Raw genomic sequence first — 15,956 nt, forward strand, 5'->3', positions numbered from 1 at the left:
ACGGCGACCACCCCGCCCGAGGAGAGGCCCTCATGCCCCAGTCGATCATTGAGCGCTGCGAGGCCCAGGGCCTGCGCCTGACCGAGCAGCGGCGCATCATCGCCCGCGTGCTGGAGGCTGCCGAGGACCACCCGGACGTGGAGGAGCTCCATGCGCGGGCGTCGAAGGTGGACCCAGGCATCTCCATCGCCACGGTCTACCGGACGGTGAAGCTCTTCGAGGAGGCGGGCATCCTGGAGCGGCACGAGTTCCGCGACGGCCGCGCCCGCTACGAGACCGCCGACCGCGACCACCACGACCACCTCATCGACATCCATTCGGGCGAGGTGATCGAGTTCGTGGACCCGGAGATCGAGGCCTTGCAGGAGAGGATCGCGGAGCGGCTGGGCTACCGGCTCGTGGGGCACCGGCTGGAGCTCTACGCGGTGCCCGTGGGCCGGGCGACGCGGTCGTGACGCTGGCCGGCCGGGCCGCGCGGATGACGGCGAACCAGCGCGGGATTGTCCTCATGGTCCTCGGCATGGGCGGCTTCGCCCTCGAGGACATGTTCATCAAGCTGATGGCCGCACGGCTGCCGCCGGGGGAGATCCTGCTGGCGCTGGGGCTCGGGGGCTTCGTCCTGTTCGGGGCCATCGCCGCCCGGCGGGGGCTCTGGGTCTTCTCGCGCGGGTTCCTGCACCGGGCCGTGCTGGGACGGAACCTCGGCGAGATGCTGGGGACCTTCGGCTACGTGCTGGCCGTCGCGCTGTCGCCGCTGACGACGACGACCGCCATCTTCCAGGCGACGCCGCTGGCCGTGACCATGGGCGCCGCGCTGTTCCTGGGCGAGCATGTCGGCTGGCGGCGCTGGACCGCCATCGCGGTCGGCTTCGCGGGCGTGCTGATGATCGTGCGGCCGGGGTCGGAGGCCTTCGTGCCGGCCTCGATGTTCGCGCTGCTCGCGGTCGTGGGGCTGAGCGGGCGGGACCTCTTCACCCGGCGAATCCCCCGGAGCATCGATTCCATGCTGCTCGTCGCCTGGGGCTTCGGGGTGGTGGGGCTCGTGGGCCTCGCGGAGGTGGTGGTCCTGGGAGGCGCCGTGAGGCCCGACGGGCAGGAGGTCGCGTGGTTCGCCGGCGGCCTCGCCAGCGGGGCGGCCGGCTACTGGTGGCTCACCCAGTCGACACGGGTCGGCGAGCTGTCGGCCATCATGCCGTTCCGCTACTCGCGCCTGCTCTTCGCCATGGTCATCGGGATCACCGTCTTCGCCGAAACCCCGGACGCCTGGACCATCTGCGGCAGCGCCCTGATCGTGGCCTCGGGCATCTACAGCCTCCTGCGCGAGCGGGCCCGCGCCCGAGCCGCGAGGGAGAGCCTTTCCCCCGCGTCCGCCCCGCGCTAGGGGTCGCGCGACCTCAAGCCAAGGAGCCCTCCATGAGCACGATCATCGACATCCACGCGCGCGAGATCCTCGACAGCCGCGGCAACCCGACCGTGGAGGTGGACGTGATCCTCGAGGACGGGACGCTGGGCCGCGCCGCCGTGCCCTCGGGTGCCTCGACCGGCGCGCACGAGGCGGTGGAGAAGCGGGACGGCGACAAGGGCCGCTACAAGGGCAAGGGCGTCCTCGAGGCCGTGGCCGCCGTGAACGGCGAGATCGCCGAGGCCGTGGTCGGCATGGACGCGACCGAGCAGGCCGGCATCGACGCCCTGATGATCGAGCTCGACGGGACGCCGAACAAGGGCCGGCTGGGCGCCAACGCGATCCTTGGGGTGAGCCTCGCGGCGGCCAAGGCGGCGGCGGACTTCACCTCGCAGCCGCTCTACCGCTACGTGGGCGGGACGGCGGCTCGGGTGCTGCCCGTGCCGATGATGAACATCATCAACGGTGGGCAGCACGCGGACAACCCCATCGACATCCAGGAGTTCATGATCCTGCCGGTTGCGGCGGACAACATCCGCGAGGCCGTCCGCATGGGCTCGGAGGTGTTCCATACGCTCAAGAAGGAGCTGCATGACGCCGGGTTGGCGACGGGCGTGGGCGACGAGGGCGGCTTCGCACCGGCCCTGCGCTCGGCTCGCGAGGCGCTGGACGTGATCCTGCGCTCCATCGAGAAGGCGGGCTACGCGCCCGGCGAGGACATCTTCCTCGGGCTCGATTGCGCGGCGACCGAGTACTACAAGGGCGGCAAGTATGAGATGGAGGGCGAGGGCAAGTCGCTCTCCTCCGAGGAGAACGTGCGCTTCCTCGAGGGACTCGTGGCCGACTACCCGTTGATCTCCATCGAGGACGGGATGGGCGAGGACGACTGGGAGGGTTGGGCGATGCTCACCCAGGCGCTCGGCAGCAAGGTCCAGCTCGTGGGCGACGACCTCTTCGTGACGAACCCGGACCGGCTGCGGGACGGGATCTCGCGCGGGGTCGCGAACTCGCTCCTCGTGAAGGTGAACCAGATCGGCACGCTGAGCGAGACGCTGCGCGCCGTCGATATGGCGCACCGGGCGCGCTACACCTGCGTGATGTCGCACCGTTCGGGCGAGACCGAGGACGCCACCATCGCCGACCTTGCCGTGGCCACCAACTGCGGCCAGATCAAGACGGGCTCGCTGTCGCGGTCGGATCGGCTGGCCAAGTACAACCAGCTCATCCGCATCGAGGAGATGCTGGGCGACACGGCGGAATACGCGGGCCGTTCGATCCTGCGCTGATGCTGCCGGTCGGGCCCGAGGCGCTGATCCTCGTGGCCCTGGTGGCCTTCGGCGCCTCCCTGCTGGGGGGCGTCGCGGGCTACGGGACGGGGCTGATCCTGCCGCCGATCCTCGTCCCCCTGATCGGGGCCGAGGCGGTGGTGCCGGTGATCGGGCTCTCGTCCCTCTTCACGAACGCCGGGAGGGTGCTGGCCTACCGGCCTTGGCTGGACCGGGGGACGGCCCTGCGGATCGGGCTGGCGGCGCTGCCGGGGACGGTGCTGGGGGCCTGGGGCTTCTCGGCGCTGGGCGGGCGCGGGGCGGCCCTGGTGATCGGATCGACGCTCGTGGTGCTCGTGCCGCTCCGGCGCTGGGCCCGGCGGGTGGATTGGCGGCTCGGCCCGACCGGCATGGCGGCGGCCGGCGCGGGCTACGGCGCCGTGGTGGGCGGGACCTCCGGGTCGGGGGTGATCCTCCTCACCATCCTCCTGGCAACGGGGCTGAGCGGGCCGGCGGTGATCGCCACGGACGCGGCCATCTCCATCGGGCTCGCCACGGTCAAGACGCTCACCTTCGCGGCCGCCGGCGCCCTGAGTCCCGGGTTGATCCTGCTCGCCCTGGCCATCGGCGGTGCGGGCTTCCCCGGCGGCTTCGTGGCGAAGCGGCTCGCGCTGCGGATGGGCGACGGGGCGCAGACGGCGATCCTCGATGGGGCGGTGTCGGTGGGAGGGTTGCTCCTCGTCTGGCAGGCGCTGAGGTGAGCGGCGTGGCGCCGGCCGCTGGCTGGGCTATGCTGGGGGCACGACCCCGAGGCCGGCAGGATCGAGGCCCGCATGACCGTTCACCCGCAGCGACTGAGGCTCCACAGCCGGGCGGAGTTCCTGCGCCGCGTCCTGCGCTTCACGCTCTTCGGGGTCGCCTTCCTCGCGGTGTCGCTCGGGATCGGGGTGCTGGGCTACCACCGCCTGGCCGGGCTGGGCTGGATCGACAGCCTGTTCAACGCCGCCATGATCCTGACCGGCATGGGGCCGGCGAACGCGATGCCGAGCGACCAGGCCAAGCTCTTCGCGAGCGCCTATGCGATCTTCGGCGGCGCGGTCTATCCGGCGGTGACGGCGATCATCCTCTACCCGCTGTTGCACCGCATGATGGTCGTGCTGCACATCCAGGCTGCGCAGAGCGGGGAGGACGGGCCGTGACCGAGGCGGAGCGGATCATCGAGGCGCTGGCACTCCGGCTCCACCCGGAGGGAGGCTGGTTTCGGCAGACCTGGGTGGCCGAGGCCGGTCCGGGCGAGAGGCCGGCGGGGACCTGCATCCTGTTTCTGCTGAAGCGAGGCGAGAGGAGCCACTGGCACCGGGTGGATTCAGTGGAGATCTGGCACTTCCACGCGGGCGCGCCGCTGGTGCTGTCGCTGGCCGAGAGCGACCAGGGACCGGCTTCGGCGCGGGTCCTGGGGCCGGACGTGCTGGCTGGGCAGTCGCCCGAGGTCGTCGTGCCGAAGGACTGGTGGCAGGCGGCGCGGACCACGGGGGACTGGACGCTCGTGGGCTGCACGGTCTCGCCGGGGTTCCGGTTCGAGGGCTTCACCCTCGCTCCGGCGGGCTTCGACATCCCGGGGGCGGCATGACGTCGGACCGGGAGGTGGATGCGCGGGGGCTGATCTGCCCCCTTCCCGTCCTGCGGGCGCGGAAGGTGCTGCTGGGAATGCAGCCGGGCGAGGTGCTGCGGGTGCTTGCCACCGACCCAATGGCGGCGATTGACCTGCCCCACTTCTGCGTCGAAGCCGGTCACGAGCATCTGGGGCAGGCCGTGGAGGACGGGGCGCAGGTTCATCTGATCCGGCGCGGGGTCCCGAAGGAGTGAGGGCCCCGCCTTTCGGTCGGGGCCCCCTTCGGGAACTAGCGCGACCACCAGCCGCGACGGCGCGGGCGGTCGGATTGGGGTTCAGCCTCTGGAGTCTCGGCCTCGGGTTGCGGAGCCTCGGGAGCTTCCGGCTCGGTCGCCGAATCCGTCGCCGGCGCGTTGGCGGCCGGCTCTGGTGCAGGCTCGAAGAGCCGCTCGGCCTCGTCTCGGGCCTCCTCGGCCGTCGCGGGCGCATCGCCCGGCGGGAAGGGCACGTCGATGGCCGGCTCGTCATCGAGCGCCAAGGCAGCCTCGACCTCGTCGTCCGGGTTCGCGGGCACCGGCAGGGCCACCTCGGCCTCTCCCGCCACGGCGGCGCCGGAGCGCGAGCGGCGCGGGCGCTTGGCGGGCTTGGGCTGCTCCTCGGAAGCAGGAGCAACGGCCTCGCCTTCGGGAGCGGTGGCTCCCGCGGGCACGGCGTCGGCCTTGCGGGCCCGGCTGCGGCGCTTGGGCGCGGGAGCGGTCTCCTCGGCAGGCGCTTCCTCCGGCGCTGGCTCGGCGGCCTTGCGGCTGCGAGTCCGGCGACGGGGCGCGGGGGCCTCCTCGGCGGCAGGCGCAGCCTCGACGGCAGGCGCAGCCCCGGCGATCGGAGCTTCCTCGACCGGGGCCGCGACCTCGGCCACGGGCTCCGCCGCAACGTCAGGAGTGACGTCGGGAACGGCAGCCTCGGCGATCTCAGCGACGTCGGGCGCGTCCTCGTCCTCGCCTTCGTCCCCTTCGTCATCACCTTCCGCGAGAACGGCCTCGCCGGACACGCCCTCGCCCCGCTCGCCGTTGCGGCGACGACGGCGCCGACGGCGCTTCTTGCGCGGACGGTCATCCTCGGCGCCGGCGGGCGCGGCCTCGGCGGTCTCGGGCCATTCGGCGATGGTCTCCTCCGCGTCGTCCTCGACGATGACATCGTCCTCGACGACCTCGTCGAGTTCGGGCATCAGCTCGGCGCTGCCGGCCATGACGATCGCCTTGGTGTCGGGCACGGCGCGGGTCGCGGTCTTGAACTTCTCAAGGGCGAAGTCGGGCGAAATCAGGCGGGTATCGGCCTCGACCCGGATCGCCATCGAGTAGCGCTGCTCGATGCCGGCGATGTGCTCGCGCTTGTGGTTCATCAGGTAGTTGGCGATGCCCACGGGGACGCGGATCAGGACCTCCTTGGTCCGGCCTCGCACGCCCTCCTCGTCGAGCTGGCGGAGGATCATCAGCGCGACGCTGTCGTCCGAGCGCAGGTGGCCGGTGCCGTGGCAGTGCGGGCAGGGCTGAGTCGTGGATTCGAGCATCCCCGGACGCAGGCGCTGGCGCGACATCTCCAGAAGGCCGAAGCCCGAGATGCGGCCCACCTGGATGCGGGCGCGGTCGGTCTTGAGCTTGTCCTTGAAGCGCTTCTCGACGGCGGCATTGTTCTTCCGCTCCTCCATGTCGATGAAGTCGATCACGATCAGGCCCGCGAGGTCGCGCAGGCGAAGCTGGCGCGCCACCTCGTCGGCGGCCTCGAGGTTCGTCTTGAGCGCCGTCTGCTCGATGGAGCCTTCCTTCGTGGCCCGGCCCGAGTTCACGTCGATGGCGACCAGCGCCTCGGTGACGCCGATCACGATGTAGCCGCCCGAGGGAAGCTGCACGACCGGGTTGAACATCGAGGCGAGGTAGGTCTCCACGCCGTAGCGGGCGAAGAGCGGCAGGGGCTCGTGGTGGTGGGCCACGTTCTGCACGTGGGCCGGCATGATCATCTTCATGAAGTCGCGGGCGTTCCGATACCCCTCCGGCCCCTCGACGACGACCTCGTCGATGTCCTTGGAGTAGAGATCGCGGATCGACCGCTTGATGATGTCGCCTTCCTCGTAGATCTTGGCGGGCGCGATCGACTTCAGCGTCAGCTCGCGGATCTGCTCCCAGAGGCGCTGGAGGTATTCGTAGTCACGCTTGATCTCGGGCTTGGTGCGCTGCGAGCCGGCCGTGCGGATGATGAGACCCGCGCCCTCCGGCACGTCAAGTTCGCTCGCGATCTCCTTGAGCTTCTTGCGATCCGCGGCATTGGTGATCTTGCGGGAGATGCCGCCGCCGCGCGCGGTGTTGGGCATCAGGACGCAGTAGCGGCCGGCGAGCGAGAGGTAGGTCGTGAGCGCCGCGCCCTTGTTGCCGCGCTCTTCCTTGACGACCTGGACCAGCATGATCTGCCGGACCTTGACGACCTCCTGGATCTTGTAGCGGCGGGCGCGCTGCGGCTTCTGGCGCGGGCGGAGGTCGAGGTGGTCCTCCTCCTCGGCCACGGTCTCGATGGTCTCATCCTTCTCGACGACCTCGACGCCATCGTCGGAGGAGTCCTCGGCCTCCTCGGCCGCGGCTTCGCCGGCGCGGTCCTCAGGGGCGGGCGTCTCGACCGGTGTCTCGGACACCGTCGCCATCGGCGAGAGGCCCTCGTCCTCGCCTCGGGAGTCCTCGTCGCCCTCGCCCAGGTCGATGGTCTCCATGCCGGCGGGGTCCTGGCCAGGCTCGCGGGTGGCGACGGCGTCGCCCTCCTCGCGGCTGAGCGCCCGGGCGCGGCTGCGCACCCGGCCGCGACGGCCATGGCGACGCTCACCGCCCCGATCCTCGGAACGGGACTCCTCGACCTCCTCGGCGGCGTCCTCCTCGTCACCCTGCTCGGCCAGGGCCCGCTCCTCGGCAAGGAGGGCCTGACGGTCGGCGACGGGGATCTGGTAGTAGTCGGGATGGATTTCCGCGAAGGCGAGGAAGCCGTGGCGGTTGCCGCCGTAATCCACGAAGGCGGCCTGGAGCGAGGGCTCTACCCGCGTGACCTTGGCGAGGTAGATGTTGCCGGCAAGCTGGCGCTTCGAGGCCGACTCGAAGTCGAAGTCCTCAACCCGGTTGCCGTCCACCACCACGACCCGGGTCTCCTCCGGGTGGGTGGCGTCGATGAGCATTTTCTTGGCCATGTGATCCTGCACGCGCGACCGGCGGCGCCCCCTGGAGGGTGCGCGACGGCCGGGCGTGTCCAATGATGGCGATGGCGCGCGCGGACACGGGAGCCTGATCCCTCGGGATCGGTCCTGGCCCCAGTTCATCGAGCGCGAGCAGCATCGCGGGTTCTTCTCCGACGCCGCGGGGACCGCGACGCCCGTTCACGACCCCTTGGCGCCGACACTGGCGACGCGGCCGGGGGTTCCATCGAGCCCCGAGGGGCCCTGTCCAGTCCGTGCCGCCCGAGGCCACGAAGGACCGATTGCCAGGAGGACGGAAATTCATCGGCGGGACGCGACGACGCGCGCACCCGTTCCCCCCTACATAGCGAAGGGGGGGCCTGTTGCACAATGGTCAATCGGGAGACGATCAGAGGTAGTCCGATCGGGTCAGGTTGTACTTGGCCATCTTCTCGTTGAGGGTGCGGCGCGGCAGGCAGAGCTCCTCCATCACCGCGACGATGGAGCCCTTGTGGCGGCGCATCGTGTTGTCGATCAGCATCCGCTCGAAGGCTTCCACGAACTCCTTGAGGGGCTTGCCCTCGGTCGTCATGGCGGGCCGCGCCGTGTCCTCGGTGTCGGTCATCAGGAGCGAGGCGATGGTCCCGGTCCCCCGCCGGTTCTGGAGAACCGCGCGCTCGGCCACGTTGATGAGCTGGCGGACGTTGCCGGGCCAGGGCGCCTGGAGGAGCTGCGCGGCCTCCTGCGCGCTCACCTCGGGCGAGTCGCAGCCGTATTCCTCGGCGAACTGCTCGGAGAGCCGGGTGAAGAGCGTCAGGATGTCCTCGCCACGCTGGCGAAGGGGCGGGACGGTGATCCGCAGCGCGGCCAGGCGGTAGAAGAGATCGGGCCGCAGCACCGATTCGCAGGACTTCCCCTCCTCCTGAAGGTTGCAGATCGCGATGATCCGCGTCTCGGCCGGGGTCCCCTGCTCGTTGATCGCGGTCAGGAGGCGGGCCTGCATGGTGGCGGAGAGCGCCTCGACGTCCTCGAGGACCAGCGTTCCGCCGCGTGCTTCCTCCATCGCCGGGAGGGGCTCGTCCTGCAGCGGCGGACCGAAGAGGCGGCGGCCCAGGGTCTCGTCGTCGAAGGCGCTGCAGCTCAGCAGCACGAACTTGCGGGAGGCGCGTGCGCTGACGGCGTGGAGCGCGTGGGCGACCAGGGTCTTGCCGGTGCCGGTCTCGCCCTCGATCAGGATGTGGCCCTCGGCCTGGCCGAGGTCGAGGATGTCCTCGCGCAGACGCTCCATCGCCGGGGAGGCGCCGATGAGCTTCCTCATCAGCGCGTCCTTGTCCGACAGCTCGCGCCGCAGCGCGCGGGAGTCGAGCGCGAGGCGCCGGGCCTGCGTCGCCTTCTTGGCCAGCTCGGTCATGCGGTCGGGGTTGAAGGGCTTCTCCAGGAAGTCGAAGGCGCCGACGCGCATCGCCTCGACCGCCATGGGCACGTCGCCGTGGCCGGTGATCATGATGACGGGGAGCGTGGAGTCGATGCTCTTGATCTTGCGGAGCAGTTGCATCCCGTCCATGCCGGGCATACGCACGTCGCTGACGACGATGCCGGGAAAGTCCGGGCTGATGGTCTTGAGCGCCTCCTCGGCGGAGCCGTAGGTCTCGGTGTCGAAGCCGGAGAGCGCCAGCCACTGGCTGATCGATTGGCGCATGTCCTTCTCGTCGTCGACGACGGCGATCTTCATGGTCTTGGACATCGTCGGTCCTTCCTCATTCGGCGGCGGCTGCGGGGGCATCGAGCGCGGGGAGGACGACCTCGAACACCGCGCCACCATCGGCTCCGTTGCGCGCGGTGAGCCGCCCGCCCAGGTCGTTCACGATGCCGGAGGATATGGCGAGCCCGAGGCCCACCCCTTCTCCGGGCTGCTTGGTCGTATAGAAAGGCTCGAACAGCGCGTCCAGATCTTCGATTCCAGGCCCATTGTCGCGAACCGTTAAACTAACCGTCTGCCCGGAGGCCAGGATTATGTCAACCGCAGGCTCCCTCGCCCCCCGCGTGGCGTCGAGCGCGTTGCGCAGGAGGTTGATGATGACCTGCTCCAGCCGCAGGCGGTCGCCCAGCACCAGGGCCGGGCGGTCGGGCACCGTCCGGGTGATCGCGACGCGGCGGGTCTTGAGCTGCGGCTCCATCATGGCGAGCGCGGTGGACACCGCGTCGCGCACGTCGAAGGGCTCGAAGGCCTCGGAGCCCTTGCGGGCGTAGGACTTGAGCTGCCGGGTGATCGTGCCCATCCGGTCGATCAGGTCGTCGATCCGCTGGAAGGAGGCCAGCGCCTCCTCCGGCCGCTTGCGCTGAATGAGGAGCCGCGCCCCGGCGAGGTAGGTCTTCATCGCGGCGAGCGGCTGGTTCAGCTCGTGGCTCACCGCGGCCGACATCTCGCCCAGCACGGCGAGCTTGGAGGACTGTGCCAGCGTCTGCTCGGCGACCTGGAGCGTCTTCTCCATCCGCTCCCGCTCGGCGATCTCGCGCTGGAGGCGGGCGTTGAGCTGCCGGAGCTCCGCGGACTCGCGTTGCGTGGTGACGAGGCGCGAGGCGGTCTTGCGCGAGGACATGAAGAACGCGAGGGCGAGGAGGATCGCGAAGCCCATGATCTCGAGCGCCAGGAAGCCGTTCACCTTCTCGCGGACGCTGGCATGGGCGGTGAAGCCCACAAGGTGCCAGCCCTGGAAGGGGATGCTCAGCTCGCGCCGCAGCACGGCCTCGCCGCTCACGTAGGCGTCGGGCTGGACCATGGCCAGGTCCTGGGTGACGCGCAGCGCCCGGTCCACCGACGACGGCACGGAGGTCGCCTCGAGCGCGGCCTCCTCGGCCATGCCGCGCCAGCGCGGCTCGGTGGCGAGGACGATCGTGCCGTTGCCATCGGTGACCATGACGGCATCCTGGGTGCCGGCCCAGCTCCGCTCGAGACGGGCGAGGTCTACCTCGACCGAGATGACGCCCAGGATCTCGCCGGCGTCCTCGACGTGGCGCGAGTAGAGGAAGGCGTATTCGCCCGTGGGGCGGCGAAGGGTCGTGAAGACGGTGCCGTCCGAGGCCACGGCGTCCTCGAAGTAGGGGTCCCGGCCGTGGACCTCGCCCAGGTGGCCGGGCTCGGTCGAGGCGACCACGCGACCGTCGCGGTCGTAGAGCATGAAGGACGAGGCGCCCATCTCCTCGACCAGCATCCGCAGGCGCAGGCCGGCCGCGTTGTTGTCGCCCGTCCGCAGCGCCTCGATCAGCTCGGGGTCGCGGACGAGGAGCTGGGGCACGATGGAGTTGCGCTGCAGCTCGGAGACGAGCTGGCCCACGTAGATCGTGTAGCGCACCTCGGCGCGGTTCTTGAGGGTTTCCGTGTAGCGCTGGGTCAGGACCTGGTTGGAGACCCAGATGATGGCGACCGCCGCGAGGCAGAAGAGCGCGAGCGCGATCCGTGGCCACCAGGAACGGCCCTGGCGCGGCATGGGAAGGTCACGGGCGGCATTCATGCCGCCCGACTTACGACGAAACGGCGCGAATCTCAAGGAATCCGCCTCAGGCGGCCACGACCTGGTCCACGAGGCCGCGGAAGAGGGTCAGCCCGTCGGTGCCGCCATGGGCCGGATCGACCGCCCGTTCCGGGTGCGGCATGAGGCCCAGGACGCGGCGGTTCTCAGAGAGGATGCCGGCGATGTCCTCCACCGAGCCGTTCACCGGGTCGCGGTAGGTGAAGGCCACGCGGTCCTCCCCGCGCAGGCGCCGGAGCGTCTCGTCGTCGGCGAAGTAGTTGCCGTCGTGGTGCGCCACGGGGAAGGTGACGGTCTCGCCCTTGTGGTAGCCCTCGGTGAAGGGGCTGTCCGTGGTCTCCACCCGCAGCGCGGCGGGGTGGCAGATGAACTTGAGCCCTGCGTTCCGCATGAGCGCCCCGGGGAGCAGCTCCATCTCGGTCAGCACCTGGAAGCCGTTGCAGACGCCCAGGACGTAGCCGCCCCGCCCGGCATGGGCCACGACGGCCGCCGCGATGGGCGAGCGCGCGGCAATGGCGCCGCAGCGGAGGTAGTCGCCGAAGGAGAAGCCGCCCGGCACCGCGACGAGGTCCGTCCCGCGCGGAAGCGCATCGTCCTTGTGCCAGGCCATCGTGACATCGGCCCCGCGTTGCGCAGCGCGACGGCAAGGTCGCGGTCGCAGTTGGACCCGGGAAAGACGACGACGGCGGCCTTCATGGCGGACTCCCCTCAAGCGGCGCGGCCCTTAAGGCGTCGGGCTGGCGCAACGTCAACCCCGGTGGCCCGGGGCGGCGTCGTTCAGGCGATTTCGATCCGATAGCTCTCGATCACGGTGTTCGCGAGGAGCTTCTCGCACATCTGGCGCACTTCGGCCTCGGCGGCGGAACGGTCCGCCAGGCCGAGGTCGAGCTCGATCACCTTGCCCTGCCGGACACCCTCCACCCCCTCGAATCCCAGGGATCCGAGAGCGCGGCGCACGGCCTCGCCCTGCGGATCGAGAACGCCGTTCTTGAGCATGACGGTGACGGTGGCCTTCATGGCGCCTCAGTTGATGAGCGTGGGCTTGGGACGGTGCGTGACGTTCGAGGGCAGGACGCCCAGCCGCCGCGCGACCTCGGTATAGGCCTCGGTCAGGGAGCCGAGGTCCTTGCGGAACACGTCCTTGTCGAGCTTGCGGCCCGTCTCGATATCCCAGAGGCGGCAGGAATCGGGGCTGATCTCGTCGGCGACGACGAGGCGCGGGAAGTCGCCGTCCCAGATGCGCCCGACCTCGATCTTAAAGTCCACGAGCTTGATGCCGACGCCGTGCATGACGCCCGACAGGAAGTCGTTCACCCGCAGCGCGAGCGCCACGATGTCGTCGAGATCCTGCTGCGCGGCCCAGCCGAAGGCGATGATGTATTCCTCGGGCACGAGCGGGTCGCCCAAGCGGTCGTCCTTGTAGCAGAACTCCACGATCGGCCGGGGAAGCTGCTGGCCTTCGGTCAGGCCGAGGCGCGTCGCCATGCTGCCGGCGGCGAAGTTGCGCACGATCACCTCGAGCGGGATGATCTCGACCTGGCGGACGAGCTGCTCGCGCATGTTGAGGCGACGGATGAAGTGCGTGGGCACGCCGATCTGGTTCAGGCCGGTCATGAAGAACTCGGACAGGCGGTTGTTGAGGACGCCCTTGCCCTCGAACACCTCCTTCTTGGCGCCGTTGCCGGCCGTCGCGTCGTCCTTGAAGTACTGGACCAGGGTCCCGGGCTCCGGGCCCTCGTACAGGATCTTGGCCTTGCCTTCGTAGATCTTCTTGCGGCGTGGTGCCATGGGGGCTCCTCGGGCGGGGGCGCCCGTGATCTGGGATTGGGGGCCTCTTACGGCAACCCCCCTTGCGGGCAAGCCACCCCGGGGCCATACGGGAAGCGAGACCGGCGGGCGCGACAGGATGCCCGCCCTTCAGCCAGGAGGAAAGGCCGGGGCCATGACGACCTTCGACGACCGCGAGCACGCCTTCGAGGCCAAGTTCGCCCACGACGCCGAGATGCAGTTCAAGGCCGAGGCGCGGCGCAACCGGCTTCTCGGCCTCTGGGCCGCGGGGCTCATGGGCAGGACGGGCGCCGAGGCCGAGGCCTATGCCCGCGAGGTCATCACCTCGGACTTCCAGGAGGCCGGCGAGGAGGACGTGTTCCGCAAGCTCCGCGCCGACCTGATCGGCAAGGCCGACGACGCCGACATCCGGGCCCAGATGCGCACGCTCATGGCCCAGGCCAAGTCGCAGATCATGGAGGAAGTGGGCAACTCCTGACGGGGGTCGCCCGGCGGGCCGACTTGCCCTATTCATCAGGCCCAGGCCCGTGCGCCGCGCGGGCGAGTTGAGTCACTAAAGGGCCGCGCCCCGACAGGGGTGGCGGCCGGTTCCCATTCGGAAGGCACCACCATGACCGACGCCCTGTCCCGCCTGCTCGAGACCCGCGACTGGCTTCTGACCGACGGCGCCACCGGGACGAACCTGTTCAACATGGGACTGACCGCCGGCGACGCGCCCGAGATGTGGAACCTCGACCACCCCGAGCGCATCCGCGCGCTCTACCAGGGCTGGGTGGACGCGGGGAGCGACATCTTCCTCACCAACACCTTCGGCGGCAACGCCTCGCGCCTGAAGCTGCACGGCGCCGAGGGGCGGGTGCGCGAGCTGAACCGGGCCGCGACCGAGATCGCGCGCGAGGTGGCCGACAAGGCGGGCCGCCCGGTGGTCGTGGCCGGCGACATGGGCCCCACGGGCGAGATCATGGCCCCCATGGGCACGCTCACCCACGAGGCGGCGGTGGAGATGTTCCACGAGCAGGCCGAGGCCCTGAAGGAGGGTGGCGCGGACGTGCTCTGGGTCGAGACGATCAGCGCCGCCGAGGAGTTCAAGGCGGCGGCCGAGGCCTTCCGGCTGGCCGGGATGCCCTGGTGCGGGACCATGAGCTTCGACACCGCCGGGCGGACCATGATGGGGATCACCTCGGCCGAGATGGTCAAGATGGTGGGCAAGCTGCCGCACCAGCCCTTGGCCTTCGGGGCCAACTGCGGTGTGGGCGCCTCGGACCTGCTGCGCACGGTGCTGGGCTTCGCGGCGGCAGGGCCGGAGCGGCCGATCATCGCCAAGGGCAACGCGGGCATCCCGCGCTACCACGAGGGGCACATCCACTACGACGGCACGCCCGAGCTGATGGCCGAATATGCCGTGCTCGCGCGGGACGCCGGGGCCACGATCATCGGCGGCTGCTGCGGCACCATGACCGACCACCTGCGCCGGATGCGCGAGGCGCTGGAGAGTCGCCCGCGCGGCGAGCGGCCGACGCTCGAGGTCATCGCGGAGAAGCTGGGCGGCTTCTCCTCGGCCGGCGACGGGACCGGCGCGGACGAGCCGGCGGCGCGGCGCGGGGGCCGGCGCGGGCGGGGCTGAGACCTTCCCGCAGCGAGTGAGAATCGGCCGGCAAATCCCGGCCGCCACTTATATTTTTGCCCTCCGATCCCCATATCTCCTTGGCAAGAGTCCAGGAGATGATGATGCAATTGGAAGGCAACCAGGTCCTTCGGAAGGGCCACACGCGGCGGCGCTATGGGAAGGTCGACGCGGACGTCACGACACGGCTGAGCGAGGACGGGACGGAGCTTCTGTTCGAGTCGAAGATCCCCGTGTCGCTGGGGCTGGTCGGACGTGTGCTTCGTGCTGCCGGTCGAGGCGCTGCCCGACCTCGTGAAGCTCGCCATCGAGCGGCGTCAGAACAGCGAGAGCTGAGGGTCCGGGTCCCTGGGGACCCGGAACAGGTCCATGCGGAGGGGCGGCAGGGGCGCGAAGCCGAGCCTCCGCTTCGCGAGGTCGAACCGCGCTGAGAGAAGCCGCGCCCATTCCCCCTGCCCCGTCATGCGCGTGCCCCATTCGGGGTCGTAGTCGCGGCCACCGTGAAGCTCCCTCACCCGGCCCATGACGCGGGCGGCGCGGTCGGGGAACCGTTCCCCCAGCCAGTCCCGAAAGAGTCCCGCCACCTCGCGCGGGAGGCGCAGGACGATCATGCTCGCCGCCCTGGCGCCCGCCTCGACCCCGGCGGCGAGGATCGATTCGAGTTCGTGGTCGGTGAGCGCCGGGACCACGGGCGAGACCTGGATGCGGACCGGGACCCCGGCTTCGGTGAGGCGCCGGATGGTGGCGAGGCGGCGAGCCGGGGGTGGCACGCGCGGCTCCATGGCGCGGGAGGTGGCCGGGTCGAGCGTCGTGACCGAGAGGCCGACATGGACAAGGCCCCGGGCCGCCAAGGGCGCGAGCAGGTCGAGGTCCCGCTCGATCAGCGTGCCCTTGGTGGTGATCGCGACGGGGTGGCCATGGTCCGACAGCACCTCGAGGAGGCCGCGCATGATCCGCCGGTCGCGCTCGATGGGCTGGTACGGGTCGGTGTTGGTGCCGATGGCGAGGACCTTGGGGACGTAGCCCCTCGCCCGAAGCTCCCTCGCGAGGGCAGCGGGCGCCTGCGGCTTGGCGATGAGCCGGGTCTCGAAGTCGAGGCCCGGGGACAGGCCGAGATAGGCGTGGGTCGGGCGGGCGAAGCAGTAGATGCAGCCGTGCTCGCAACCCCGATAAGGATTCAGCGACTGCTCGAAGGGCACGTCCGGCGAGTTGTTGGCCGTGATGACCTTCCGCGGACGTTCCTCCGACACCTCGGTGCGGAGGGGCGGCAGGATCTCGTCCCGGTCCCAGCCGTCATCGACGGCGACGCGGGCATAGGGCTCGAACCGGCCGGTCGCGTTCGAGGCGGCGGCACGGCCGGGGCGCCGGTCGGCGGGGACTGGGGACGGCTCCTCGGTCATGACGCGCATTGTTAGAACAAATGAAGAACGTGACAAGGTGAGTCGCACGCGGGGGCTTGCCCTTTGGTCGGTTGCGCGGCACTCGGTGTCGGTTTCCGCCGCGACCCCCTGGCGCCCCGGGCGCACATAG

At 70.5% G+C, this 15,956-nt stretch carries 15 protein-coding genes and 1 pseudogene; 9 read left to right on the forward strand and 7 right to left on the reverse strand.

Going from position 1 to position 15,956, the window contains the following annotated elements:
* Positions 1–32 precede the first annotated feature (32 nt).
* The 7 genes from RUMESO_RS00830 to RUMESO_RS00860 all read left to right on the forward strand — a co-directional run bounded on the left by RUMESO_RS00830 (position 33) and on the right by RUMESO_RS00860 (position 4,533).
* Complete coding sequence (locus RUMESO_RS00830) at positions 33–455, forward strand: Fur family transcriptional regulator (protein WP_037277269.1); 423 nt, start codon at positions 33–35, stop codon at positions 453–455.
* Positions 456–478: 23 nt separating this feature from the next.
* Positions 479–1,381, forward strand: coding sequence for a DMT family transporter (locus RUMESO_RS00835; protein WP_037277464.1), 903 nt, complete (start codon positions 479–481; stop codon positions 1,379–1,381).
* A gap of 32 nt (positions 1,382–1,413) precedes the next feature.
* The gene (gene eno, locus RUMESO_RS00840) at positions 1,414–2,688 is read left to right on the forward strand and encodes a phosphopyruvate hydratase (RefSeq protein WP_037277270.1); all 1,275 of its coding nucleotides are present in this window, start codon (positions 1,414–1,416) and stop codon (positions 2,686–2,688) included.
* Positions 2,688–3,428 carry a sulfite exporter TauE/SafE family protein gene (locus tag RUMESO_RS00845; protein WP_037277271.1) on the forward strand — a complete coding sequence of 247 codons (741 nt, stop codon included), beginning with the start codon at positions 2,688–2,690 and terminating at the stop codon, positions 3,426–3,428. The genes eno and RUMESO_RS00845 overlap by 1 nt, the downstream gene beginning before the upstream one ends.
* Positions 3,429–3,500: 72 nt before the next feature.
* Complete coding sequence (locus RUMESO_RS26700; protein ID WP_037277273.1) at positions 3,501–3,866, forward strand: hypothetical protein; 366 nt, start codon at positions 3,501–3,503, stop codon at positions 3,864–3,866.
* Positions 3,863–4,297, forward strand: coding sequence for a cupin domain-containing protein (locus tag RUMESO_RS26705; RefSeq protein ID WP_037277275.1), 435 nt, complete (start codon positions 3,863–3,865; stop codon positions 4,295–4,297). The genes RUMESO_RS26700 and RUMESO_RS26705 overlap by 4 nt, the downstream gene beginning before the upstream one ends.
* The gene (locus RUMESO_RS00860; RefSeq protein WP_037277277.1) at positions 4,294–4,533 is read left to right on the forward strand and encodes a sulfurtransferase TusA family protein; all 240 of its coding nucleotides are present in this window, start codon (positions 4,294–4,296) and stop codon (positions 4,531–4,533) included. Before RUMESO_RS26705 ends, RUMESO_RS00860 begins: the two co-directional genes overlap by 4 nt.
* Positions 4,534–4,568: 35 nt before the next feature.
* Here the strand turns inward: RUMESO_RS00860 and RUMESO_RS00865 are convergent, their stop codons facing one another.
* From RUMESO_RS00865 to purC, 6 genes and pseudogenes are all read right to left on the reverse strand, one after another.
* On the reverse strand, positions 4,569–7,499 hold the full coding sequence (locus RUMESO_RS00865) for an Rne/Rng family ribonuclease (RefSeq protein ID WP_037277279.1): 2,931 nt from the start codon (positions 7,497–7,499) through the stop codon (positions 4,569–4,571).
* Between the two features lie 394 nt (positions 7,500–7,893).
* Positions 7,894–9,228: a sigma-54-dependent transcriptional regulator gene (locus RUMESO_RS00870; RefSeq protein WP_037277281.1), complete on the reverse strand. Its 1,335-nt coding sequence runs from the start codon at positions 9,226–9,228 to the stop codon at positions 7,894–7,896.
* 13 nt (positions 9,229–9,241) lie between these two features.
* On the reverse strand, positions 9,242–10,972 hold the full coding sequence (locus tag RUMESO_RS00875) for a sensor histidine kinase (protein WP_037277282.1): 1,731 nt from the start codon (positions 10,970–10,972) through the stop codon (positions 9,242–9,244).
* Positions 10,973–11,042: 70 nt separating this feature from the next.
* A pseudogene (purQ, locus tag RUMESO_RS00880) lies at positions 11,043–11,710 on the reverse strand (phosphoribosylformylglycinamidine synthase subunit PurQ).
* A gap of 81 nt (positions 11,711–11,791) precedes the next feature.
* Positions 11,792–12,031: a phosphoribosylformylglycinamidine synthase subunit PurS gene (purS, locus tag RUMESO_RS00885; protein WP_037277283.1), complete on the reverse strand. Its 240-nt coding sequence runs from the start codon at positions 12,029–12,031 to the stop codon at positions 11,792–11,794.
* A gap of 6 nt (positions 12,032–12,037) precedes the next feature.
* Positions 12,038–12,802 carry a phosphoribosylaminoimidazolesuccinocarboxamide synthase gene (gene purC / locus RUMESO_RS00890; protein WP_037277285.1) on the reverse strand — a complete coding sequence of 255 codons (765 nt, stop codon included), beginning with the start codon at positions 12,800–12,802 and terminating at the stop codon, positions 12,038–12,040.
* Between the two features lie 154 nt (positions 12,803–12,956).
* On the opposite strand from purC, the gene RUMESO_RS00895 reads away from it, so the two are divergent.
* Positions 12,957–13,280, forward strand: coding sequence for a DUF1476 domain-containing protein (locus RUMESO_RS00895; protein ID WP_037277289.1), 324 nt, complete (start codon positions 12,957–12,959; stop codon positions 13,278–13,280).
* 132 nt (positions 13,281–13,412) lie between these two features.
* Positions 13,413–14,426: a betaine--homocysteine S-methyltransferase gene (gene bmt, locus RUMESO_RS00900; RefSeq protein ID WP_037277292.1), complete on the forward strand. Its 1,014-nt coding sequence runs from the start codon at positions 13,413–13,415 to the stop codon at positions 14,424–14,426.
* A gap of 317 nt (positions 14,427–14,743) precedes the next feature.
* Here the strand turns inward: bmt and RUMESO_RS00905 are convergent, their stop codons facing one another.
* Complete coding sequence (locus RUMESO_RS00905; protein ID WP_037277294.1) at positions 14,744–15,826, reverse strand: PA0069 family radical SAM protein; 1,083 nt, start codon at positions 15,824–15,826, stop codon at positions 14,744–14,746.
* Between the last annotated feature and the right edge of the window lie 130 nt (positions 15,827–15,956).

Source organism: Rubellimicrobium mesophilum DSM 19309 (assembly GCF_000600335.2).
Taxonomy (GTDB): domain Bacteria; phylum Pseudomonadota; class Alphaproteobacteria; order Rhodobacterales; family Rhodobacteraceae; genus Rubellimicrobium; species Rubellimicrobium mesophilum.